Source organism: Nonomuraea muscovyensis (assembly GCF_014207745.1).
Lineage (GTDB): Bacteria > Actinomycetota > Actinomycetes > Streptosporangiales > Streptosporangiaceae > Nonomuraea > Nonomuraea muscovyensis.
In genome coordinates this window covers 168625-189485 of the sequence record NZ_JACHJB010000003.1, presented here as the reverse complement: position 1 = coordinate 189485, position 20861 = coordinate 168625, and the positions used below count along the sequence as shown (strand labels likewise).

24 protein-coding genes and 2 tRNA genes are annotated in these 20861 nt (G+C 71.5%); 7 read left to right on the top strand and 19 right to left on the bottom strand.

All coding sequences use genetic code 11. The features are described 5' to 3' along the window. The first annotated feature begins 47 nt into the window (after window positions 1–47). The gene (locus tag FHU36_RS32460) at window positions 48–848 is read left to right on the top strand and encodes a helix-turn-helix domain-containing protein (RefSeq protein WP_185087917.1); all 801 of its coding nucleotides are present in this window, start codon (window positions 48–50) and stop codon (window positions 846–848) included. A gap of 16 nt (window positions 849–864) precedes the next feature. On the opposite strand, the gene FHU36_RS32455 is transcribed toward FHU36_RS32460, so the two are convergent. The 8 genes from FHU36_RS32455 to FHU36_RS32420 all read right to left on the bottom strand — a co-directional run bounded on the left by FHU36_RS32455 (window position 865) and on the right by FHU36_RS32420 (window position 6220). Beyond that, entirely contained in the window at window positions 865–1434 is a 570-nt protein-coding gene (locus tag FHU36_RS32455; RefSeq protein WP_185087916.1) for a TMEM165/GDT1 family protein, read from the bottom strand. Window positions 1435–1697: 263 nt separating this feature from the next. Further along, window positions 1698–2732 carry a UDP-N-acetylmuramate dehydrogenase gene (locus FHU36_RS32450; RefSeq protein WP_185088854.1) on the bottom strand — a complete coding sequence of 345 codons (1035 nt, stop codon included), beginning with the start codon at window positions 2730–2732 and terminating at the stop codon, window positions 1698–1700. Window positions 2733–2810: 78 nt separating this feature from the next. Further along, window positions 2811–3815, bottom strand: coding sequence for a glycosyltransferase family 2 protein (locus tag FHU36_RS32445; RefSeq protein ID WP_185087915.1), 1005 nt, complete (start codon window positions 3813–3815; stop codon window positions 2811–2813). A gap of 49 nt (window positions 3816–3864) precedes the next feature. Further along, window positions 3865–4293, bottom strand: coding sequence for a MaoC family dehydratase (locus FHU36_RS32440; RefSeq protein ID WP_185087914.1), 429 nt, complete (start codon window positions 4291–4293; stop codon window positions 3865–3867). Continuing rightward, on the bottom strand, window positions 4293–4742 hold the full coding sequence (locus FHU36_RS32435) for a MaoC family dehydratase N-terminal domain-containing protein (RefSeq protein WP_185087913.1): 450 nt from the start codon (window positions 4740–4742) through the stop codon (window positions 4293–4295). The genes FHU36_RS32440 and FHU36_RS32435 overlap by 1 nt, the downstream gene beginning before the upstream one ends. A 200-nt stretch (window positions 4743–4942) precedes the next feature. Further along, window positions 4943–5107, bottom strand: a complete 165-nt coding sequence (gene rpmG / locus FHU36_RS32430; RefSeq protein WP_101786011.1) for a 50S ribosomal protein L33 — start codon at window positions 5105–5107, stop codon at window positions 4943–4945. A 71-nt stretch (window positions 5108–5178) separates the two neighbouring features. Further along, window positions 5179–5252 (bottom strand) — tRNA-Met (locus FHU36_RS32425). A gap of 230 nt (window positions 5253–5482) precedes the next feature. Continuing rightward, window positions 5483–6220 (bottom strand): hypothetical protein, encoded by a 738-nt coding sequence (locus tag FHU36_RS32420; protein WP_185087912.1) that lies wholly within the window; start codon window positions 6218–6220, stop codon window positions 5483–5485. A gap of 175 nt (window positions 6221–6395) precedes the next feature. Here FHU36_RS32420 and FHU36_RS32415 point away from each other — a divergent pair, with 175 nt between their 5' ends. Next, window positions 6396–6851 (top strand): lamin tail domain-containing protein, encoded by a 456-nt coding sequence (locus FHU36_RS32415; protein ID WP_185087911.1) that lies wholly within the window; start codon window positions 6396–6398, stop codon window positions 6849–6851. 20 nt (window positions 6852–6871) lie between these two features. Here the strand turns inward: FHU36_RS32415 and FHU36_RS32410 are convergent, their stop codons facing one another. Next, the gene (locus FHU36_RS32410; RefSeq protein WP_185087910.1) at window positions 6872–8122 is read right to left on the bottom strand and encodes a hypothetical protein; all 1251 of its coding nucleotides are present in this window, start codon (window positions 8120–8122) and stop codon (window positions 6872–6874) included. Between the two features lie 244 nt (window positions 8123–8366). On the opposite strand from FHU36_RS32410, the gene FHU36_RS32405 reads away from it, so the two are divergent. After that, window positions 8367–8687, top strand: a complete 321-nt coding sequence (locus tag FHU36_RS32405; RefSeq protein ID WP_185087909.1) for a GYD domain-containing protein — start codon at window positions 8367–8369, stop codon at window positions 8685–8687. 112 nt (window positions 8688–8799) lie between these two features. Here FHU36_RS32405 and FHU36_RS32400 read toward each other — a convergent pair. The 4 genes from FHU36_RS32400 to FHU36_RS32385 all read right to left on the bottom strand — a co-directional run bounded on the left by FHU36_RS32400 (window position 8800) and on the right by FHU36_RS32385 (window position 10931). After that, window positions 8800–8872, bottom strand: a tRNA-Thr gene (locus tag FHU36_RS32400). Between the two features lie 56 nt (window positions 8873–8928). Beyond that, window positions 8929–9132 carry a transposase gene (locus tag FHU36_RS32395; protein WP_185087908.1) on the bottom strand — a complete coding sequence of 68 codons (204 nt, stop codon included), beginning with the start codon at window positions 9130–9132 and terminating at the stop codon, window positions 8929–8931. A 92-nt stretch (window positions 9133–9224) separates the two neighbouring features. Beyond that, window positions 9225–9770 (bottom strand): C40 family peptidase, encoded by a 546-nt coding sequence (locus FHU36_RS32390; protein WP_185087907.1) that lies wholly within the window; start codon window positions 9768–9770, stop codon window positions 9225–9227. A gap of 126 nt (window positions 9771–9896) precedes the next feature. Next, window positions 9897–10931 carry a GH25 family lysozyme gene (locus tag FHU36_RS32385; RefSeq protein WP_221497056.1) on the bottom strand — a complete coding sequence of 345 codons (1035 nt, stop codon included), beginning with the start codon at window positions 10929–10931 and terminating at the stop codon, window positions 9897–9899. 276 nt (window positions 10932–11207) lie between these two features. Here FHU36_RS32385 and FHU36_RS32380 point away from each other — a divergent pair, with 276 nt between their 5' ends. Together FHU36_RS32380 and FHU36_RS32375 are read left to right on the top strand one after the other, a co-directional pair. After that, window positions 11208–12158: an ATP-binding cassette domain-containing protein gene (locus tag FHU36_RS32380; protein ID WP_185087905.1), complete on the top strand. Its 951-nt coding sequence runs from the start codon at window positions 11208–11210 to the stop codon at window positions 12156–12158. Continuing rightward, window positions 12139–12882, top strand: coding sequence for an ABC transporter permease (locus FHU36_RS32375; protein WP_185087904.1), 744 nt, complete (start codon window positions 12139–12141; stop codon window positions 12880–12882). The genes FHU36_RS32380 and FHU36_RS32375 overlap by 20 nt, the downstream gene beginning before the upstream one ends. A gap of 8 nt (window positions 12883–12890) precedes the next feature. On the opposite strand, the gene FHU36_RS32370 is transcribed toward FHU36_RS32375, so the two are convergent. From FHU36_RS32370 to FHU36_RS32360, 3 genes are all read right to left on the bottom strand, one after another. After that, window positions 12891–13982: a calcium:cation antiporter gene (locus FHU36_RS32370; RefSeq protein ID WP_185087903.1), complete on the bottom strand. Its 1092-nt coding sequence runs from the start codon at window positions 13980–13982 to the stop codon at window positions 12891–12893. 69 nt (window positions 13983–14051) lie between these two features. Continuing rightward, the gene (locus FHU36_RS32365) at window positions 14052–14741 is read right to left on the bottom strand and encodes a flavin reductase family protein (protein WP_185087902.1); all 690 of its coding nucleotides are present in this window, start codon (window positions 14739–14741) and stop codon (window positions 14052–14054) included. Between the two features lie 145 nt (window positions 14742–14886). Next, entirely contained in the window at window positions 14887–15531 is a 645-nt protein-coding gene (locus FHU36_RS32360) for a TetR/AcrR family transcriptional regulator (protein WP_185087901.1), read from the bottom strand. A gap of 63 nt (window positions 15532–15594) precedes the next feature. Here FHU36_RS32360 and FHU36_RS32355 point away from each other — a divergent pair, with 63 nt between their 5' ends. Then, on the top strand, window positions 15595–16617 hold the full coding sequence (locus FHU36_RS32355) for an LLM class flavin-dependent oxidoreductase (RefSeq protein ID WP_185087900.1): 1023 nt from the start codon (window positions 15595–15597) through the stop codon (window positions 16615–16617). Window positions 16618–16638: 21 nt separating this feature from the next. Here FHU36_RS32355 and FHU36_RS32350 read toward each other — a convergent pair whose 3' ends face one another. Continuing rightward, window positions 16639–18180 carry an MDR family MFS transporter gene (locus tag FHU36_RS32350; RefSeq protein ID WP_185088853.1) on the bottom strand — a complete coding sequence of 514 codons (1542 nt, stop codon included), beginning with the start codon at window positions 18178–18180 and terminating at the stop codon, window positions 16639–16641. A gap of 148 nt (window positions 18181–18328) precedes the next feature. On the opposite strand from FHU36_RS32350, the gene FHU36_RS32345 reads away from it, so the two are divergent. Next, window positions 18329–18913, top strand: coding sequence for a TetR/AcrR family transcriptional regulator (locus FHU36_RS32345; RefSeq protein ID WP_185087899.1), 585 nt, complete (start codon window positions 18329–18331; stop codon window positions 18911–18913). A 117-nt stretch (window positions 18914–19030) separates the two neighbouring features. On the opposite strand, the gene FHU36_RS32340 is transcribed toward FHU36_RS32345, so the two are convergent. Continuing rightward, window positions 19031–20143, bottom strand: a complete 1113-nt coding sequence (locus tag FHU36_RS32340; protein WP_221497054.1) for a sensor histidine kinase — start codon at window positions 20141–20143, stop codon at window positions 19031–19033. Beyond that, on the bottom strand, window positions 20140–20826 hold the full coding sequence (locus FHU36_RS32335) for a response regulator transcription factor (protein ID WP_185087898.1): 687 nt from the start codon (window positions 20824–20826) through the stop codon (window positions 20140–20142). The genes FHU36_RS32340 and FHU36_RS32335 overlap by 4 nt, the downstream gene beginning before the upstream one ends. Between the last annotated feature and the right edge of the window lie 35 nt (window positions 20827–20861).

Below are 20861 nucleotides of genomic sequence, written 5' to 3'. Positions count from 1 at the left end.
ACGCCAGGTAATCGCGGTGATGGATGAGGCGGGCCCATAATCACCGCATGGTGCGGGACCGGCCGGTGGGAGAGCTGCTGCGCGAGTGGCGGCACCGCAGAGGGATCAGCCAGCTCGATCTGGCAGTCCAGGCGGAGGTGTCCGCCCGGCACGTCAGCTTCGTGGAGACGGGACGGACCATTCCCAGCAGCGCCATGGTGCTACGGCTGGCCGAGCATCTGGGCGTCCCGTTGCGGGAACGTAACCGCCTGCTGGTCGCGGCCGGGCACGCGCCCATCGTCCGGGAGCGGCCGCTGGACGATCCGCACCTGGCCCCGGCCCGGGAGGTCCTGGAGCAGATCCTGCGCGGGCACGAGCCTTATCCGGCGCTCGTCGTGGACCGTCGCTGGAACCTGCTCCTGGCCAACGCCGCGATGGACGTCTTCCTGGAGGGCGTGGACGCGTCGCTGCTCGGTCCGCCGATCAACATGATGCGGCTGGGACTGCATCCGCGCGGGTTCGCGCCACGGCTGCGCAACCTCGCGCAGGTTCGCGCCTACCTGCTGCCCCGGCTCGCCCGGCAGGTGGCACAGACCGGTGACGCGGAGCTGAGCGCACTGTATGAGGAACTGTTGTCGTACGGTCCCGCTGGCGATCTGGGCTCGCCCGACCCGGCCGACATCGCGCTGCCCATCCGCATCCGCCATCGCGGAGCGGAGCTGTGTTTCATCAACACCGTCACGACGTTCGGTGCCGCCTTCGACGTCACGCTGGAAGAGATCGCCGTCGAAGCGTACTTTGCCGCCGATGACGACACTGCCCGCTTCTTTCGGGCAGGAGCCGACGTGGCCCCGGCCGCTCACAGCTGAGCTTCCAGCAGACCTTTCAGGAGATCAGCGCCTCGCCCAGCAGCACCACGCCGAAGACGGCGAACGCGGCGGCGGCGCCGTACCTGATGACCCGCTCCGGCAGGTGTGTGCCCAGCATGCGGCCCACCACGATGGCCAGCGCGTCGGCCGCGACCATGCCGACCGTGGAGCCGATCCAGGTGCCGACCCAGCCGTGCTGCGTGGCCAGGGTGATCGTGGCGAGCATGGTCTTGTCGCCCAGCTCGCTCAGGAAGAACGCGACGGTGACGGCGATGAGGGCGTGGCGGGTGGTGCGCTGCGCCTTGCGCGACTCCTCCTCGGTCAGCTCGTCGCCCCTGAGCGTCCACAGGGCGAAGCCCAGGAAGGCGATGCCCGCCACGATGGAGATGGCGGTGGTGGGCAGCGCGTCACCGATGAGACCGCCGACGGCCACGCTGACGAGGTGCACGATCGTCGTCGCGATCGTGATGCCGGCCAGCACGGGCCAGGGCTTGAAACGGGTCGCGAACGTCATCGCCATGAGCTGGCTCTTGTCGCCCAGTTCGGCGACGAAGATGACGACGAGACTGATCCAGAACGCTTCCACCGGTCCTCTTCCGCGCGGCCGGACCGGGAGCTGCACACCCGAGAGGGACTTTCGGGCACGACTCTTCGGCCCGGCAGCGTCTTGTCCGCGCGTGTCCGTCCACAGGTCCACGCGCATGTCCACGACTGCCAGGCCGAAGGTCTCGTCCGCCCGACGAACAGGCCCGCGTGACCGGGCGCCGGAGCGCCAGTGTGTCGATCACGCGATTGGGACTACTCCCCTTCGGTGTTTCCGAAGTACCTTAACAAGCCTGCGCGGGTGCGCTATTCCGGGGGTAGCGCACAGCCCACCAGCACCGGCTCGTTGACCAGGGTGACCCCGAACTTCTCGCGGACGCCGTCACGCACCTCTCCGGCCAGCGCCAGCAGGTCGGCGGTGGTGGCCTCGCCGGTGGGGTTGGTCAGGGCCAGGGTGTGCTTGGTCGAGATGCGGGCCGGGCCCCGGGTGTAGCCCTTGGGGAAGCCGGCCTGCTCGATCAGCCAGGCGGCGGGCACCTTGACGCCGCCGCCCGGCAGGTCCCAGCGCGGGTGCCGGGGAGCGCGGGCGGCCAGCTCGGCAGCCTCCACCGGGCCGAGGACCGGGTTGGTGAAGAACGAGCCCGCGCTGCGCGTGTCGGGGTCGGCCGGGTCGAGCACCATGCCCTTGCCCCGCCGCAGCGCCAGCACGCCCTCGCGGGCGCTCGCCAGCGGCACGCGTTCGCCCGGCTCGACACCGAGCCGGGTGGCCAGCTCCTGGTAGGCGATCGGGGCGCTCAACGCCGAGACGTCCAGCGCGTAGGTGACGGCGAGCACCACGTAGCGGGCCAGGTCGCGCTTGAACGCGCTGTCGCGGTAGGAGAACCCGCACTGGCGGGCCTCCAGGTCGACGACGTGCCGGGTCTTGCGGTCGTAGACGCGCACGCACCTGATGGTCTGCGCGACCTCCTGGCCGTAGGCGCCGACGTTCTGGATCGGGGTCGAGCCGACCAGGCCGGGGACGCCCGACAGGCACTCCAGTCCTGACCAGCCCTCGTGCACGGCGCGGGTGACGAGCGTGTCCCAGTCGGCGCCTGCCTCGGCCGTCAGCACGATCTGGTCGCCGTCGCGCGAGACCGTCACGCCCTCCGTGGCGACCTTGACGACCAGGCCGTCGAAGCCCTCGTCGCCGACCACGAGGTTGCTGCCGCCGCCGAGCACCAGCGTCGGCTCGCCCCGCCGGTCGGCGTCGGCCACCTCGGAGACGAGCTGCTCGGCCGTGCCGGCCTCGACGAAACGGCGGGCGGGCCCGCCCAGGCCCAAGGTCGTGTACGACGCGAGCATCTCCATGGCCCACAGCTTAGGAGACCTGGGGAGGCCGGGGGCCCGCCCCTGGGCCTCGGGCGGCCGTCGCGCACGCGGTCAGTCGGCGGCGGGCACCCGCCGTACCGGCAGCCGGGCCTGCGGCACCACCAGCTCGCCGCGCAGCGCCCGCGACAGCTCCACCGCGTCGCGTGCCTCCTCCACGGGCGTCCCGAGAGCCGCCGCCCGCCGCACCGCCATCAGCTCGCCGCCCAGCGCGGCCACCTTGCCGGGACCGGCCGGACTCCACTCCTCGCCGGCGCGCTCCGGTCCCGCCCACCCGGCGGCCACGGCGCCGTCATGCACCGCCGCGACGAGCGGTGTGATCGCGTCGCCGTCCAGCACGACGGAACCGTCCGTCACGACGTGCACCTCGGACGTGTCGAGCCGCAGCAGCTTGGCCCGGCACGCGCCCCACGTGGCCGTACCGCCCCGCCAGGCCGGCTTCTCCGCCACGTGCCAGGCGGTGACCCGCTCCGGGTCACGGCCGGCGAACTCCCGCACCACGGCGCCGGCACCGTCCACGTCGCCCAGGTCGAGAGCGAGGATGTGGGCGTCGGTGTGGTCGAGGAACGACTGCAGCACCTCCCGCACCCGCGTGGGACGGCCGTCGACGAGCAGGCCGACCGTGGTCGTGATGGGGGCCGTCTCGACGCGTCGGCGTTCGGCGGTGACGCCCAGGGCGTCCAGGCGGTTGGTGGCCAGCGAGGCGTCCCAGGTGCGCTGGGCGTGCAGCATGTCGTCGGATGGGACGCCGTGCTGGCCGGGGTCGCCGGAGAACCCGAACTCGGCGGCCGGGTTCGCCCGTGCCCCCGCACCGGCGTCCGTCGCGGCGGGCTTGGCCCGCGCCGTGCCGACTCCCGTGGCGGGCCCCGTGGTGGTTCCGCCGGGGGCCGGGCCGCCGGGGGCGCCGCCCATGGTGTCGCGGCCGGTGCCGGTGCCGCCCGCCACGTCCTGCGGCTTGGGCGGGCGCAGATGACCGGGCGGCCCGTCGTCGGTCACGGCCGACACGGGGATCGAGTGGACCGTCGGCCAGACGGTGACATGGTGTGCGGCTTCAGTCATAGGCTCTCGCTTACCCGAGAGCCGAGCCGCCTATCATGCCGAGCGCGGGTCAGGCCAGCCGCACCACCGCACGCGCCCTGGACAGCACCCGGGCGTCGCCCGACCGGGCCGTCAGCGCCACGACCACCCGGTTGTCCGCCAGCTTCTCCTCGACCACGCCGCTGACCGTGATGGTGGCGCCCTGGTCGTCGTCGGGCACGACCACCATGGACGAGAAGCGCACGCCGTAGTCGACCACGGCGGCCGGGTCGCCCGCCCAGTCGGTCACGAACCTGCCGCCCTGCGCCATCGTGTACATGCCGTGCGCGATGACGTCGGGCAGTCCGACGGCCTTGGCGAAGCGCTCGTTCCAGTGGATGGGGTTGAAGTCGCCGGACGCCCCCGCGTACATCACCAGGTGGTTGCGGCGCACGGTGTAGTCCACCGCGGGGATCTCCTGGCCCACCTCGACCTCGTCGTACTTCACCGTCGCGGTCATCAGGCCGCCCCTCCGCGCTCGACGATCGTGTTGTACGTGGTGCAGACCGGCTCGCCGGCCACGGTGGTGACGTCGCTGCGCACCGTCAGCAGCTCGTTGCGCCCGGCGCTGCGGATGTCGGTGATCGTCGCGCTGGTGACCAGCTCGTCTCCGGCGTAGACGGGCCGGGTGTACTCGAAGCGCTGCTCGCCGTGCACGACCATGGCGAGGTTGAGGCCGAGGCCGGGGTCCATCAGCGCCTCGCCGCCGCTCTGCAGGCTGAACACGATGGGGAAGGTCGGGGGCGCGACCACGTCGGGGTGTCCGGCCGCTCGGGCGGCCTCCCTGTCGCGGTAGATGGGGTTGGTGTCGCCGATCGCCGCGGCGAATTCCTTGATCTTCACCCGGCTGACCTCGTACGGGGCGCTGGCCGGGTAGGTCCGCCCCACGAAGTCACGGTTCAAGGCCATCTGTGCTCCCTCGCGTGTCCTGCGCCCGTTTCAGCCAGACGCTAACAGAACAACGTTCGGCTGTCTCCGGGCATGGTCGCGATTTTGCCCAGGGCCGGAGGGAGCGCAGACATGACAAACCGGCGCGCTCGATCGAGGGCGCCGGTTGTGCGATAGGAAACCAGGCAGTGCTGCCCGGCGAGATCGCGCTCGGGAAAGAGCTAGCGGGTCTCGCGGTGCGCGCGGTGCGTGCGGCAGTTGGGGCAGTACTTCTTCAGCTCAAGCCGATCCGGGTCGTTGCGCCGGTTCTTCCGCGTGATGTAGTTGCGGTGCTTGCACTCCTGGCAGGCCAGCGTGATCTTCGGCCTAACGTCGGTGGCAGCCACGTGGGAGTGCCTTTCTACGTTTGGGACTAGGACATGCCCATGCCCAGGCCGATCGACCTGGGATGGGGCAGTAGCGGAGGCCGGACTTGAACCGGCGACACAACGATTATGAGCCGTTTGCTCTGCCTGACTGAGCTACTCCGCCTGGAAGCCGGTGCGGGAAACGACCCGGCCCCGTAGAGGATACCCGAACCGGGAAGCACATCTGTACTTCGCCTGATCGGGCGAGGGTGCTCCCAGTATGCCTGAAGAACACCCGACTACCGAACACAACAACGGCGGACCCCGCGGGCATTCCTGGTGGGGCTCATCCGCCGGTGGAGCCCCGGCCGGCCCGCGAACCGGGGTCGGAGTGCGGGCCAGCGTACCAGCGTGTCACCACGGGTGCGAACCGGCGCGGTCCCGCGGGGACACCTCGCCCGCGTGGTCCGGCACCCGTTGCGCGGCGTCGTACACGGACCCGCGCACGCGCTGGAGCCACCCCGCCGGGCGCAGCCCCGGGACGGGATGACGGAGCGGGTTGAACCGGGTCGGCGCGGCGGCGTCCGGCCTGGCCGGCGGGAGGAGCCGGACCTGGCCGAAGAGCCGCCACGGCCCCGCCGGCGTCGCGACGAGGAGGTCGATCGGGACCGGCGCCCGCTCCACCTCCCGGGCGAGCGCGTCGAAGCGGGCGGGCAGGGGCCGATCCGCCTGCGGCAACGCCCCGATCAGGACCCGCCGACCGGCCGCCTCGTAGGGGAACAACGAGCCGTACATGCCGGGCGCCCACCGGGTGGCGGGCCGCAGCAGGCGGCGGCCGAGCACGGTGTGACCGGTGGTGGCCAGGAGCAGTTCGGGCCTGAGGCCGTCCTGCTCCCAGCGCAGGGCGATGCCGAGGATGTCGGGCAGCGGCGGCGGCAGCCCGGCGGAGCGAGACAGCCGGGCCGCCCCTCGCAGCGTCATCCGCTCGTCGAGGAACGGGGACCCCCAGGTGCGGCCGGTGCCGTGCAGGCGCAGCTCGGCGTCGAAGAGCAGCCCCGCGGGGTGCAGGGGCCGGCCCCGCCGCAGGTGCGCCACCAGGTTGAAGACGGCCCCCAGGGCCGCGCCGGCGGCGGTGGTCAGCGGCCGTGCCATGGCCCCTCCTTCGGTACGCCCGATGTCGCCGGGACCGCTACCCGGGGCGGGCGGGCGGAATCGTCGCCGCTCCTGGAACCCCAACGCAAGCGGCCTCCCCTGCCAACCGACGCCGCCACCCGCACGTCCTCTGTGCTGTCTTGCCCTGAGATCTCCCCCGCAGAAGGACACCCAGATGCGCTTGAATCGTCGCGCCATCCTCGCCGCCGGCACGGCGGCGGCGGCCCTGCTCGCCCTCACTCCCGCGGCCCGCGCGGCGGCTCCGGCCGTGCAGTTCACGAAGGTCCACTACGACAGCCCCGGGTCCGACCGCGGCGGCAACGCCAGCCTCAACGGGGAGTACGCCGTCCTGAAGAACACCACCCGGGCGCCGATCCAGCTGGAGAAGTGGATCCTGCGCGACAAGAACGGCTTCAAGTACCGCTTCCCCCGCTTCACCCTCCGGCCGGGCAGGAGCGTCACCGTCAGGTCCGGCAAGGGCACCGACACCTCGACCGTCCTGTACTGGGGGCGCGGCTGGTACGTGTGGAACAACACCGGCGACACCGCCGGCGTCTACCGGGCCGCCGACCTGAAGAAGATCGACACGTGCAGCTGGGGCCGGTCGAGCCGCGCCTACGTGACCTGCTGACCGGGGAGCCGGGGCGGGCGTCAGGGAGCGGGGATGAACCCGTAGACCCCCAGGCGGGGGAACACCCGTGACGGGACGTTCATCTTCAGCGAGCCCACCAACTGGCTCGCGACCAGGGCGGGCACGAGGTTCGCCGCCACGAGCGCCAGCGAGGTCAGCGTGCGGCCGAGCATCTCGGCCACGACCCGCGCCGCGGGGATGAACGACAGCATGGCATGGGCGGCGAGCAGGGCGACCGTGGAGGCGGAGATCCAGAACACCGCCTTGTGCAGGGTGTTGAGCTGCTCGATGAGGCCGCCGATGCGCTCGGAGACATGCTTGGCGTAGTCGGCGAGATCGTGCCCGCCGTAGATCAGGCCGAGGAGGCGCTGGTCGGCGGCGTTCATCGCCGGACCGTCCCAGACCGCCATCGCCGCTTCCTGGATGGCGGGCAGGTCGCTGCCGAACAGTTGGCGGCACATGCGGTGGATCTCGTCCCAGGCGTTGGCGACCCGGTTGAGCACCTCGTCCGACGGGATGACGAGCAGGTCCCAGACCACGGCCGCGGTGATCGCCGCCAGCGAGAAGCGCCTGGCCTGGGTCAGCACGCTGGTGGTCGACCGGCTCAGGACCGCCGACTGCGACTGGTAGGCCCGCCAGCCCTTGCCGTCGTGGTAGACGTTCCAGCTCTTGGGGTCGCCCGGGAGCCCGCGCCGGAGGGCCTCGCCGACTCCGTCGGTCGCGTGGCGGAGCGTGTGGATGGCGTTGACCTGCCTGCCGGCCCGCCGCTTCTCGCGTGTCAGAGCCCGCCATTCGGGGTTGGTCCGCAGCGCGTGGGCGTCGAATCCCACGCCAAGGAACCCCGCCCCCATCAGCACCTTCGGCAGCCACGCCGTCCCGGTCGTGGACGTGGCGTCGTAGTGGACCGCCGCCACCGCCGGCTGCTCGCGGAACCGGCCCGCGGCGTCGGGAGCCCATCCCATCGTGCGGAGCAGGTTGCGCACCTGGGCGGACTCCGCGCCGACGTACTTGCGATCCGTCACCGCCGCCCGCTCCCCGATGGCCTCGGCCTCCTTGACGCCGTAGTCGATCTCGTCCAGCCAGCTCTTGAGCTGCTGCCCGTACGACCTTCGCTGCATCTCGGCGGCCCAGCCGAGCGACCCGGTGGGCAGGGCGCAGTCTCTCTCGATGATCTGGCGGACCGCCCTCAGGCACCCGGCCACCTCGCCCATGTCGAACGCGGTGCGGGCCAGCGCCCCATGGGCGTAGGCGTATCCAGATGACTGGGACACGGCGATCCCCTGTCTCGAGGCGGTGACCGAGACACGATCGTATCGACAAGATGGCGACAAGATCGGATAAATCCTCTACTGAGGATGCGGGGCGCCGACGGTCCGATCGGCGGAGTCCCGTGCACCGCCAGGCGGAAATCAGTACACCGGCTGGGCTTACCGTCAACCGAAGCCGAGAACTCCGTCCACGTGACCGCATTCGTGCCGTTCCCACCGGAGCGGTGACACGGGGAGGGGTTCGACCATGCCCAAATACCTCATCCAGGCGAGCTACACCGTCGACGGCCTCAAGGGGCTGCTGCGAGACGGAGGCACCACGCGCCGCCAGGCGGTGGAACGCATGGCGGAAAGCGTCGGCGGCCGGGTCGAGCAGTTCTACTTCGCGTTCGGCGAGAACGACGTCTACGTCATCGTCGACCTGCCCGGCAACGTCGCCTCGGCCGCTGTGGGCCTCACGACGTCGGCAGCCGGCGGAGCGCGGACGAGGACGGTGGTCCTGCTGACGCCGGAGGAGATCGACGAGGCCGCGAGGCAGGAGGTGGAGTATCGAGCCCCGGGCGCGTGACAGCGCCGCCCACGGAGCTGAGCGATCGCCGGGAGATCGCACGGCAGCCGTGCTGAACGCGAAACGCCCGACCCTGCGACAAGCAGGTCGGGCGTTTTCTGTTCAGGCTGCGAGCCCCCAAACGGAATCGAACCGTTGACCTTCTCCTTACCATGGAGACGCTCTGCCGACTGAGCTATAGGGGCCTGTCCGGCGCTGCGGACAGGTGTAACCATACACGCCCCTCAGCGATGATGCGAACTCATCCGACGGCCTCGAACCCCCGCCGCGAGGGCAGCGCGATGACCTCGCAGAGGTCTGCCAGATCGACCAGGCGGGCCACCTGCGCGACGGACACGCAGTCGGTCACGAAACGTCCGTCGCGGCTCACCCTCAGCACCTGACGCCCCTCCCGGAAAGCGGGAACGATCTCAAGACCGTCGGGGCCGACCCATCGCCTGTCCATAGCGGCACAGATTAGCCCTCGGGTCTCTCATTTTTCGCAACACAACCCGCGTTACACCCATAACGCTGGTCAAGTACCCGCGCGGGGCCCGCTCAGAGGCGGTAGAAGCCCGCGAAGCCCTTGACCTGGTCGATCCGGTCCACCCGCACGACGGCCCCGGTCTCGGGGGCGTTGACCATCCTGCCGCCGCCCAGGTAGATCCCGACATGGTGGGTCCGGAGGCGCTTCTTCGTCACCTTGCCGAAGAACACCAGGTCGCCCGGCACCGGCGAGCCCACCCGCCGCATCCGGCGCACGTGGTCGTCGGTGGTGCCCGGCCCGAGCACGTCGCGCCCGTGTGCGAGCGCGTACACCCACCGAGTGAAGCCCGAGCAGTCCAGCCCCACGGTCCGGATGGCCGGGCAGGGCAGGATGCGGCCCGTGTAGCCGCGGCAGGTGCCCGTCGAGGGCCCCGGCTCGTCGGCGTGCCCGCCGCCCCACGAGTAGACGATGCCGCGCCCCTCGACGTCCAGCGCGACGGCGACGACGACCTGCGACGGCGCGTACGGCCGCAGCGGCACGGATGCCGTGGCGGCGAGCAGGAGCACGGCGCCCGCCAGGATCCGGCGCGTCAAGGCCGCCCGGCGCCGCACCGACACCCCGCCCGCTCCCCTCGCGCCGACAGCACCCCTCCGAGAGATCCTGCCCTATCGCGTCAAAGGACGCGCACGCGTCGGAATCGCCCCGGCGCTACGAGACGACACGCGCCGGGAAGCACCCGGCCGCTATGACGCGCGCAGGTCGAGTTCGACGGTGCCGACGGCGAATCGCATGCCCACGGCGCCCTTGGCCGACCTGGGCTTGGTGGTGAAGGTGAACGTGACCCGCTGGCCCCGCTTCAGCTCGCCGACCTCGCACCGCACCGCCGTACCGCTGAACCTGCATCCGGGAGCGCCCACCACGCGCTGCCCGCCGTACGCGCGGCCGGAGATCTTGATCTTCGTCACCGGGTGCGGGCCGGTGTTGGCCACCGTGACGCGGTAGTGCCTGCGGTCCCTGGCCTGCCCCGAGACGGTCACCTCGGCGGGCGGGTGGGCCAGGTCCTCCAGCTCGGCCTGGGTGCCGTTGAACGAGTTCTGCCCGCCGGCGAGAGTCCCCTTCTCGGCCGACTGCCAGAACGTGTGCTTCTTCCACGCCTTGGGCAGTTCGCCCGGGTCGGTGCCCCAGCGGGCCAGCCAGAGCGGGTTGGCCCTGAACGCCGTCGAGTCGCCCGTGCAGGTGCGCCACCAGCTCGTGGTGGTGTAGATGATCGCGTGCCGCCCGGTGGCCTTGCGGTAGCGCGTGGTGAACGCCTTGATCCAGGTGACCATGTCGGCCGGGGACAGGTCGTAGCAGGCGTTCTTGCCGTTGCGGTCGCGGTAGGGGTTGTCCTCCAGGTCGAGGACGCCGGGCAGCGTCGTGCCGTCGGACCGCCACGCGCCGCCGCCCGCGAGGAAGTGGTCGGCCTGGGCGGCGCCGTCCGACTCGTGCGGCTGGGCGAAGTGGTAGGCGCCGCGCAGCAGCCCGGCCGCCGCCGCGCCGCCGTGCTGTGCCTCGAACCTGGGGTTGCGGTAGTCGGTTCCCTCGGTCGCGTGCACGAACGCGAACTTCCCGCCGCCCGAGGTGACGGCGGCCCAGTCGACCTCGCCGGTCCAGTTGCTCACGTCCACCCCGGCGAGTCCGTCGGCGGCCCGTACGGCTCCGTGAGCCGCCTGCGCGCTCCCCGCCAGCCCCACCGCGACGGCCACGCCGGCCACTCCATACCACCACTGACGCTTCACGCCGGTGATCATCGCGGAACGCGACATATGCCCGCAAGCCGTTCCCGTCCACCGTTATCGAAAAAACTCCGAGACGGCGGAAAGCGCATTTCAGCGGCTCGGTAAAGGCCACCCGGACCTTCCGCTGACTACGTTGTTTTCGCAGGTCAGAGCGATATATGAATGTCATGTTCGCGTTTGCCAAGCCGCGTTCGGCGTGCGCAAGATGGCTGCGACCCACAAACCCCGGCACCCCTCCCCCAAGGGGTTATTCGCCATGCCCGGAGGAGAACGGCCATGATCCACGCCCGGGGCCTGACCCGAGTGTTCACGATGAAGAAGAACGAGACCGTCGAGGCCGTCCGCGGCATCGACCTCGATGTGGCGGCCGGGCAACTGGTCGCCTTCCTGGGCCCGAACGGCGCGGGCAAGTCCACCACGCTGCGCATGCTCACCACCCTGCTGCCCCCGAGCTCCGGCACCGCCGTCGTGGCCGGCCACGACGTGCGCCGCGACCCCGCCAAGGTGCGCGGGCGCATCGGCTACGTCGGCCAGCGGAGCAGCGCCGGCGAGAACTTCCTCGTCCGCGACGAGCTCGTCACGCAGGGCCGCTGCTACGGACTGACCACGCCGGAGGCGGGCCGGCGTGCCGACGAACTGCTCGACCTGCTGGAGCTGCGGCCCCTGGCGCGGCGCAAGCCCGGCACGCTGTCCGGCGGCCAGCGCCGCCGCCTCGACATCGCGCTCGGCCTGGTCCACCGCCCGAGCCTGCTCTTCCTGGACGAACCGTCCACCGGCCTCGACCCCAGGAGCCGCGCCGAGATCTGGACGCACATCCTGCGGCTGCGCGAGGCGTACGGCACGACGATCTTCCTGACCACCCACTACCTGGAGGAGGCCGACAGCATGGCCGAACGGGTGGTGATCATCAACGGCGGCCGCATCATCGCGGACGGCACGGCCGACCGGCTCAAGAACGACCTGGCCGGCGACCACATCACGATCACCACCCGCACCGAGCAGGAGGCGGCCGCCTGCGTGTCACTCGCCGACGGCGACGCCACGGCCGAGGCGACGACCGTGCGGGTGCGCGTCGCCAACGCCCCCGCCGCCCTGCCCGAGTACCTGCGCGCGCTGGAGGAGGCCGGCATCAAGGTCACCGGCGCGGAGACCACCCGACCGACGCTCGACGACGTGTTCCTCACTCTGACCGGGAGAAGCCTCACCGATGACGACATTCCTGCGTGACACCGCCACCGTCTTCACCCGCGAGGTCAGGCCCTCGCTGCGCGAACCGGTCGGGCTGCTGTTCGAGATGGGGCAGCCACTGCTGTTCCTGTTCCTGTTCGGGTCGCTGCTGGACGGGGCGATCGGCTCGTCCTGGCAGTGGTTCGTGCCGGGCATCCTCGTGATGATGTGCCTGTCAGGGCCGATGGCGGCGGGCTACACGCTGCTGGTCGAGTTGCTCGGCGGGTCGCTGGAGCGGCTGATGGTCACGCCGGTCAACCGCACGGCCATGCTGGTGGGCAGGACGATGAAGGAGATGGCGGTCCTGCTCTGCCAGTCGGTGCTGATCATCGCGCTGGCGGTGCCGCTGGGGTTCCGGCTGCACCTGGCGGGCGTGCTGGCGGGGCTGGCGCTGCTGGTGCTGTTCGGGATCGGGCTGGGCGCCCTGTCGTTCGTCCTGGCCTTCAAGTCGGCGCCCAGTGGCACGCTCTTCTACATCGTCACGCAGACGCTGCTCTTCCCGCTGCTCCTGCTGTCGGGCGTGCTGCTGCCGATGGACTCCGGACCTGACTGGCTGCGGGTGGTCGGGCAGCTCAACCCGATCTCGTACATCGTGGAGGCGCAGCGCGCCCTGTTCGCGGGCAACCTCACCGACCTGTCCGTCCTGTCCGGCACGGCCGCCGCGGCCCTGGTCGCCGCCGTCGGTCTCATCCTCGGCAACCGTGCCATGCGCAAGGGCGTGTAGCCGGGGCCTCAGGGGCTGATCGCGAGGAACAGGAACGCGGCGAACAGCACGAGGTGCACCCCGCTCTGCAGCAGAGTCGCCCGCCCCGGCACCACGGTGAGCGTCGTGACGACGAACGTCAGCCCGAGCAACACCATGTGCGTGCCGCCCAGCCCGAGCACCAGCGGCCCCTGCAACCAGATGGACGACACCGCGATGGTCGGGATCGTCAGCCCGATGCTGGCCATCGCGGAGCCCAGGGCGAGGTTGAGGCTCACCTGGATCTGGTCGCGCCGGGCGGCCCTGACGGCGGCCAGGGTCTCCGGCAGCAGCACGAGCAGGGCGATCACCACGCCCACCACGGACTGCGGCAGGCCGGCGGCGCGCACCGTGGTCTCGATGACCGGCGACTCGACCTTGGCCAGGCCGACGACCGAGACGAGCGCCACCAGCAGCATCCCGAGGCTGACCAGCGTGGTCCGCCCGCTCGGCGTGGGCGCGTGCTCCTCCTCGCTGACCGGCCTGCCGTCCCTGGGGACGGGCAGGAAGTAGTCGCGGTGCCGTACGGTCTGGGTGAGCACGAACAGGCCGTACAGGGCGAGCGATCCCACCGCCGCGAAAGCGAGCTGGGCGGGAGAGAAGGCGGGCCCTTTCGCGCTGGTGGTGAACGTCGGCAGGACGAGGCTCAGCGTGCTCAGCGTGGCGACGGCCGCGAGGGCGCCGCCGCTGCCCTCGGCGTTGAACAGCGCGGTCCGCCGCCGAAGCGTGCCGCTGAGCAGCGACAGCCCGATGATGCCGTTACAGGTGATCATCACGGCGGCGAACACGGTGTCGCGGGCCAGCGTCGCCGTCCGCTCGCCCCCGGAGATCATCAGGCTGACGATGAGCGCCACCTCGATCACGGTGACCGCCACCGCGAGCACCAGCGACCCGAACGGCTCGCCGACCCGGTGCGCGATCACCTCGGCATGGTGCACGGCGGCCAGTACCGCTCCGGCCAGGATGACGGCCAGCACGATCGCCCCCGAGGTCGACAGGTCGCGTCCCCATGACAGCACGAGGGCCAGGAGGGCCAGGCTGGGCACGGCGACGGTCCACCACTTCGCGAGGTAACGGGTCATGTGCAGCGTGATGCCCTTTTCTCTACCAGAAACAACGGCAGTCACACTGATCATGCACTGATATGACCTTCAGCGAGGAATGGGCGGTGTGACCCGTGCCCGGTCCACGTCGGTGCTGCGGTAGAGCCGCTCCGGAATCCGGGCCAGCGTGGACGGATGGACCTGCGGCCCCAGCCCGTACAGCTTCTGGAAGCTCATGATCAGCGGTCGCCAGGCGTCGGGGTCGATGTGGTCGTCCGTGCCGGCCAACCGGATCTCGTCGTGCACCCACACCCGCTGGACGCGTACCTCGAAGAGCACGACGCCGCCCCGGAGCTTCTCGTCGTCCTCGGCCAGCCCGTGCACGGCCTCGACGACGGCCTCCATGCTCACCGGGCACTCCGCCGCCCGTGGCGCGCCCACCGTCTCCGACGGCACGGGGGTCAGCCCGGCCCGCTCGAACTTGCCCGCCACGAAGCGGTAGCCGCGCTCGTGCTTGGCGGGCGGGACCGGGTCGGCGCCGGTGGTCAGCGCCAGCCGGTCGACCGCCGCGGCGAGCTCGTCGGAGGGCAGGTTGAGCACGCATGCGCGGGTCCTGAGCAGGTTGCGCGCCGTCTGGGAGCGCGCGCCGAGCCCGAGGACGGCCCGCCAGCCGAGCCAGAAGGCGGACGACATGGGGGCCAGGTTGGGCGTGCCGTCCTCGTTCGCCGTGGAGACCAGGACGACGGGGGTGCCGAAGTAGAGGATGTTCGGCTCGATGGGAGAGTGCTTCGATGTCACGCCGCCTACGGTGCCGGGCCCGGACGGCCGGGCACCGGCGGAAATCGGGCGGCGTTATGCCGGGACCGGCCGCCCGGGAGACCGGGCGCGGTCTCGCTGTGCCGGATCTCGCGGGAGGGACCCCGGTAGAACAACGTGCGCATGATCACCTCTCCGGCGCCTGCCTCCGCTCGACCAGCCCATCCAGGACGACCCGAAGCAGGCGTGCCCGGCGCGCGTCGGGATCGGCGGTCTGCTCGGCGGCCCAGCCGATGGCGCTCGCGAGCGCGAACAGGTCGGTGCCGTCGATGTCACCGCGGATGACGCCGTCGTCCTGGGCGCGGCGCAGCAGCGCGGCTCCCGCCTGGCGCATGTCCTGGCAGGCCCGGTTCAGCGGTGACGACTCGTCGGCGACGGTCGCCATCAGCGAGGCCGGCAGGCCCTGGTACATCGTCGTGGCGCGGGCGAAGTCCGCGAGCCAGGCGGCCAGCGCGTCCAGAGGCGGGGTCTGCGCGTCAAGCCCCCCGGACCGGGCGGCCAGGGCGTGGAAGCTCTCCCGGACCAGCTCCTTGATCAGCTCCTCCCGCGTCGGGAAGTGGCGGTAGAGGGTGCCGACGCCCACACCGGCGCGCCTGGCGATGGCCCTCAGCGACGCGTCGGTCCCCTCGGCGAGGACGGCCTCGCGAGCCGCGTCGAGAATCCGGGCTCGGTTGCGGCGGGCATCGGCGCGCGTGCCGGTCGGATCCGGAGCGTCGCTCCTCTTACCGTACGATATATCCGGAGCGTCGCTCCGTTTACTTTGCGGAGCCATGCTCCGCATCGTAGAGGCACGAGGACAGGCCTCCATCACACCGCTGCGAAAGGCCCCGAACCAGTGACCCTTCCCCTCTCCATCCTCGACCTGGCCATCATCGGCCCCGGCGAGACGGCCGCGCAGAGCCTGCAGGGAAGCGTGGCACTCGCCCAGCTCGCCGAGACCCACGGATACCGGCGGGTCTGGTACGCCGAGCACCACAACACCTCCCGGATCGCCTCCTCGGCCACCAGCGTGCTCATCGCCCACGTCGCGGCCCACACGAACACCATCCGCCTCGGCTCGGGCGGCATCATGCTCCCGAACCACGCCCCACTGACGATCGCCGAGCAGTTCGGCACTCTGGAGACGCTGCACCCGGGCCGGATCGACCTCGGCCTCGGCCGGGCGCCCGGCACCGACCAGAAGACGCTGCGCGCCCTGCGCCGCAACGCGCACTCCGCCGACGCCTTCCCCCAGGACGTGCAGGAACTGCGCGGCTACCTCGCCGGGCAGAGCCTGATCCCGGGCGTCGACGCCACACCCGGCAAGGGCACCGGCGTCCCGCTCTACATCCTCGGATCCTCGCTGTTCGGCGCCCAGCTCGCGGCGGCGCTCGGGCTGCCGTACGCGTTCGCCTCCCACTTCGCGCCGGACGCCCTGGAGGAGGCCGTCGCGGTCTACCGGCGCGAGTTCCAGCCCTCCGACCAGCTCGATCGGCCCTACGTCATCGCCGCCGTCAACGTCATCGCCGCGGACACCGACGCCAAGGCGCAGGAGCAGCACCAGACGCTCAAGCGGCAGTGGGTCCGGATGCTCCTCGGGCGCGACCACCCCTACACCGACGAGCAGGCCGACCAGATCCTCGCCTCACCCCAGGGCCGGCTCGTCCACCACAACCTCCGCTACACCGCCCTCGGCACACCCCCGGCCGTCAGGGACTATCTCGCCGGCTTCGCGGCGCGCGCCGACGCCGACGAGCTCATCGTGGCGCACCAGGCGACCACCGTGGCGGACCGCCTGCGTTCCGCCCAACTGACGGCCGAGGTCATGGAACTCCGCGCCGCCAGCCCGGCCGGCGCACCGGGCAACGGACCGTCCTGAACCCGCGCCCCGCGGGTCTCGTCACGCCGGGGTGGCGGCCCCCCGCCCGGCGGTCTCCTCGGGCAGGTCGAGGCTGTCGCGCAGCGTGTCGGGCTTGAGGAACGCCGCGGCGATGAGACCGACGACGGCGATCGCGGTCGAGACGAGGAAGATGTGGCCGGTGGCGTCGCCGTAGGCCTCCCTGACGATCAGCCGGACTGGCTCCGGCAGGGCCGCGAGGTTCAGGCTGCTGCCGGCCGCCGGGCCGGCGCCGCCCGTGGGGATGCCGGCCCTGGCCAGGCCGTCCACGATGTCGGCGGCGACGCGGTTGGCCAGGATGGCGCCGAGCACCGAGACGCCCACGGTGCCGCCGAGCGAGCGGAAGAAGGTGACCGCGCCACTGGCGGCGCCGATCTCGCGGAGCGGGACGGTGTTCTGGATGACCAGGACGAGGTTCTGCATGGACATGCCGACGCCGACGCCGACGGCGAGCATGTACGCCGAGACCAGCACCATCGAGGTCCGGTGGTCGATCGTGGCCAGTCCGGCGAAGCCCGCCAGCAGGACGACCAGGCCGACGATGATGTACGACTTGGTGCGGCCGCTCCTGGACACCATCCGGCCGCTGATGGTGGAGGAGAAGAGCACGCCGACCATCATGGGGATGGTCAGCAGGCCCGCGGCGGTGGGGCCGTAGCCGCGGCCGATCTGGAAGTACTGGCCGAGGAAGACCGAGCCGCCGAACATCGCCATGCCCACCGCGAGGCTGGCCAGGATGGCCAGGGCCGGGGTACGGCGGCGGATGACGTGCAGCGGCACGACCGGCTCCCGCACCTTGGACTCCACCCAGGTCGCCAGCGCGAGCAGCAGCACGCCGCCGCCGGCCATGGCCGCGGTCTGCCAGGACAGCCAGTCGAAGTCGTTGCCGACGAAGGTGACCCAGATGAGCAGGACGCTGACGCCCGCGGCGATGAGGGTGGCGCCCCAGTAGTCGATGCTCACGTTCTGGCGGCGCCCGGTCGGCAGGTGCAGCGTCTTGGCCAGCAGCGCGAAGGCGGCGATGGTGATCGGCACGGCGATGAAGAAGCACCAGCGCCAGCCGAGCCAGGAGGTGTCCGCGATGAGGCCGCCGAGAAGCGGGCCGCCGACCGTGGCGACGGCCATGACGGCGCCGAGGTAGCCGTTGTACCGTCCGCGCTCCTTGGGGCTGATCATCGCGGCGATGATGACCTGCGCGAGGATCTGCAGGGCTCCCATGCCGAGGCCCTGCACGGCGCGGAAGGCGATGAGCTGGCCGGTGTCCTGGGCGAAGCCGCAGGCCAGCGAGCTGACCATGAAGATCACGATGGCGATCTGGAGCAGCAGCTTCTTGTCGAACAGATCGGCGAGCTTGCCCCAGATGGGCGTCGAGGCGGTCGAGGCCAGCAGTGACGCGGTGACGACCCACGTGTACTGGGACTGGCTGCCGTCGAGCGCGCCGATGATCTGCGGGAGCGCGACCGAGACGACGGTGGCGCTGATCATCGCGACGAACAGGACGAGCAACAGACCGCTGAGTGCTTCGAGGATCTGCCGGTGGGGCATCGGCTCCGCCGCGGGTGGCGCTGCCGGCTGTGCGCTCACGCGCAACCTCCGATGGGTGAGGAACAACTACAACCCGGACACCCTACATGCCCATTGAGCAAGTTTGCGCATTGGGCATGTATTCCCGTTGGGTAAGCTGAGCCGCATCATGGACAGCACAGCAGGGTTGCGTGAGCGCAAGAAGGCCGAGACCCGCCAGGCGGTGCACGAGGCCGCGCTACGCCTCGTCATCGAGCACGGCCTGGACAACGTCACAGTCGAAGCCATCGCCGACGCCGCCAACATCTCCCGGCGGACGTTCTCCAACTACTTCGACGGCAAGGAAGACGCCCTCCTGTACGGCGACGAGCAACGGCTGCGCGGCCTGGTGCAGCGCGTGCGCGAACAGCCGGCGGGCCGGTCCGCCTGGCAGTCGCTGCACGGCGCGCTGCATGACCTCTACGCGGAGTTCGGCAGCACCGACCGCGCGCTGCTCATGCGCACCCGGCTGGCCATGCGCCACCCCTCCCTGATGGCCAGGCAGTTCGCCAGCAGGGTCAGGCTGGAGAGCGAGCTGAGCCAGGCGGTGGCCGAACGGCTCCGGGAGGGCGACCCCAGCCCCGAGATGATCACCGTCGCGTTCCTGACCGCCCTGCGCGTCGCCACGCAGTGGTGGTGCGCCGAGGATGAGACGCGCACGCTGCGCGAACTCGCCGACGAGGCTCTCGCCCAGATCGCCCAGCCGTTCGCCTGACCCCCGGCCCCCCCGGCGAGCGCCCGCTGGACCACGGCAGGACGGGGCCGAGGACCGGTTCGGCCGCCGGGAGAAGGGCGGTCAGGTCGTCCTTCAGTATGCGCGGGCAGGCACGCTTCAGGGATGCGCGGGCAGGCGCATGCCGAAGGCGGCGCCCCGGCCCGGCTCGGAGGTGACGGTCACGTCACCGCCGTGCGCGGCGGCCACCGCCGCCACGATGGCCAGGCCGAGGCCCGCCCCCGGCCTGCGCTCCCCGTCACCACGCCCCTGCCGGCCACGGTGGAAGCGCTCGAACACCAGGGCACGCTGGTCCGGCGGCAGGCCGGGCCCCTCGTCGGCCACCTCGACCACCGCGTGCCCGGCGCGGGCCTCGACCCGGACCCGGGCGGCGGTGCCGGGTGGGGTGTGGTCGAGCACGTTGACCAGCAGGTTGCCCACCGCCTGACGGAGTCTGGCCACGTCGCCCAGCACCACCACCGGCGCGTCGCAGTCCAGCGACAGCGGCCGGTCCGGCTCGATCGCGAGCGTGTCGGCGACCGCGTCGGTCACCAGCACCGTCAGGTCCACCGGCTCGCGGTCCAGCGGGCGGCCCTGGTCCAGGCGGGCCAGCAGGAGCATCTCGTCCACCAGCGAACCCATCCTGGTGGCCTCCGCCTCGATCCGGCGCATGGTCTTCGCCAGGTCGTCCTGCCGGATCGCGGCCCCCCGGCGGAACAACTCGGCGTAGCCCCGGATCGTGGCCATCGGGGTGCGCAGTTCGTGGGAGGCGTCGGCGATGAAGCGCCGCAGCCGGTCCTCCGACGCCTCGCGCTCGCGGAAGGCGCTCTCGATCTGGCCGAGCATCGCGTTGAGCGCGGCCCCGAGGCGGCCCACCTCGGTGTCGGGCGGCGCCGTCTCGACGCGGCGGCCCAGGTCACCGTCACCGATGGCCGCCGCCGTCTCCACGATCCGGTCCAGCGGCCGCAGCCCGCGGCGGATGAGATGCGCGGCGAGCAGTGTGAGCCCGGCCAGCGTGAATCCCGTCGTACCGATCATGACGAAGGCGATCCGCTCGGTCAGCTCGTCGGCGGCGGCCACCAGCTGCCGCTCGCCGGTCAGGGCCAGCAGCCGGGAGTCGCCGGGGCCGCGCCAGTCCTGGACGGCGCCGAACGTCGCCCCCGCGACCAGCGTCACGGCGACGGCCAGCAGGCCGACGACCGTCAGGACGAGGCGGATGCGCAGGGACATCATCGCTCCTTGGGCCTGCGCAGGACGTACCCGACGCGGGGCACGGTGTGGATGAGCGGCGGGTCCATGAAGTCCACCTTGCGGCGCAGGTAGCTGATGTACGTCTGGACGACCCCGTCGTTGCCGCCGAAGTCGTAGTTCCAGACGTGGTCGAGGATCTGCCCCTTGGACATGACCTTGCCCGCGTTGGCGAGCAGGAAGCGCAGCAGCTTGAACTCCGTCGGGGTGAGGTCCAGCAGGACGCCCGCCCGCCGCACCTCGTAGGCGTCCTCGTCGACGACGAGGCCGGCGAAGGCGAGCGTGCCGTCGCCCGGCTCGGCCCGCCTGGTCCTGCGCAGGACGGCGCGGACCCGGGCTATCAGCTCCTCCAGGCTGAACGGCTTGGTCACGTAGTCGTCGCCGCCCACGGTCAGGCCGCTGATCTTGTCCTCGGTCGCGTCCAGCGCGGTCAGGAAGACGACCGGGACCTCCGAGCCTGACGCGCGGATCCGGCGGCAGGCCTCGATCCCCGGCAGGTCCGGCAGCATCACGTCCAGGACGATCAGGTCGGGGCCGAAGGTCTCGGTCGCCGAGATCGCCGCGGCCGCGGAGGCGGCGATCGCCGTCTCGAATCCCTCGTACCGCAGGGCGGTGGCGACGAGATCGGCCAGATAGGGTTCGTCGTCCACGACGAGGATCCTGGTCACCCGTCCAGTCTCGCCCACCCGATCTTCCGGAGTTC

Excerpts from the sequence above, each read along its gene's own strand:
- FHU36_RS32375 (WP_185087904.1), top strand. The coding sequence starts at position 12,139 with ATGACGACATTCCTGCGTGACACCGCCACCGTCTTCACCCGCGAGGTC.
- FHU36_RS32435 (WP_185087913.1), bottom strand. The coding sequence starts at position 4,742 with ATGGCCTTGAACCGTGACTTCGTGGGGCGGACCTACCCGGCCAGCGCC.
- FHU36_RS32345 (WP_185087899.1), top strand. The coding sequence starts at position 18,329 with ATGGACAGCACAGCAGGGTTGCGTGAGCGCAAGAAGGCCGAGACCCGC.
- FHU36_RS32440 (WP_185087914.1), bottom strand. The coding sequence starts at position 4,293 with ATGACCGCGACGGTGAAGTACGACGAGGTCGAGGTGGGCCAGGAGATC.
- FHU36_RS32460 (WP_185087917.1), top strand. The coding sequence starts at position 48 with ATGGTGCGGGACCGGCCGGTGGGAGAGCTGCTGCGCGAGTGGCGGCAC.
- FHU36_RS32350 (WP_185088853.1), bottom strand. The coding sequence starts at position 18,180 with ATGCCCCACCGGCAGATCCTCGAAGCACTCAGCGGTCTGTTGCTCGTC.
- FHU36_RS32405 (WP_185087909.1), top strand. The coding sequence starts at position 8,367 with ATGCCCAAATACCTCATCCAGGCGAGCTACACCGTCGACGGCCTCAAG.
- FHU36_RS32360 (WP_185087901.1), bottom strand. The coding sequence starts at position 15,531 with ATGGCTCCGCAAAGTAAACGGAGCGACGCTCCGGATATATCGTACGGT.
- FHU36_RS32380 (WP_185087905.1), top strand. The coding sequence starts at position 11,208 with ATGATCCACGCCCGGGGCCTGACCCGAGTGTTCACGATGAAGAAGAAC.
- FHU36_RS32450 (WP_185088854.1), bottom strand. The coding sequence starts at position 2,732 with ATGCTCGCGTCGTACACGACCTTGGGCCTGGGCGGGCCCGCCCGCCGT.
- FHU36_RS32415 (WP_185087911.1), top strand. The coding sequence starts at position 6,396 with ATGCGCTTGAATCGTCGCGCCATCCTCGCCGCCGGCACGGCGGCGGCG.
- FHU36_RS32340 (WP_221497054.1), bottom strand. The coding sequence starts at position 20,143 with ATGATGTCCCTGCGCATCCGCCTCGTCCTGACGGTCGTCGGCCTGCTG.
- FHU36_RS32395 (WP_185087908.1), bottom strand. The coding sequence starts at position 9,132 with ATGGACAGGCGATGGGTCGGCCCCGACGGTCTTGAGATCGTTCCCGCT.
- FHU36_RS32370 (WP_185087903.1), bottom strand. The coding sequence starts at position 13,982 with ATGACCCGTTACCTCGCGAAGTGGTGGACCGTCGCCGTGCCCAGCCTG.
- FHU36_RS32445 (WP_185087915.1), bottom strand. The coding sequence starts at position 3,815 with ATGACTGAAGCCGCACACCATGTCACCGTCTGGCCGACGGTCCACTCG.
- FHU36_RS32420 (WP_185087912.1), bottom strand. The coding sequence starts at position 6,220 with ATGGCACGGCCGCTGACCACCGCCGCCGGCGCGGCCCTGGGGGCCGTC.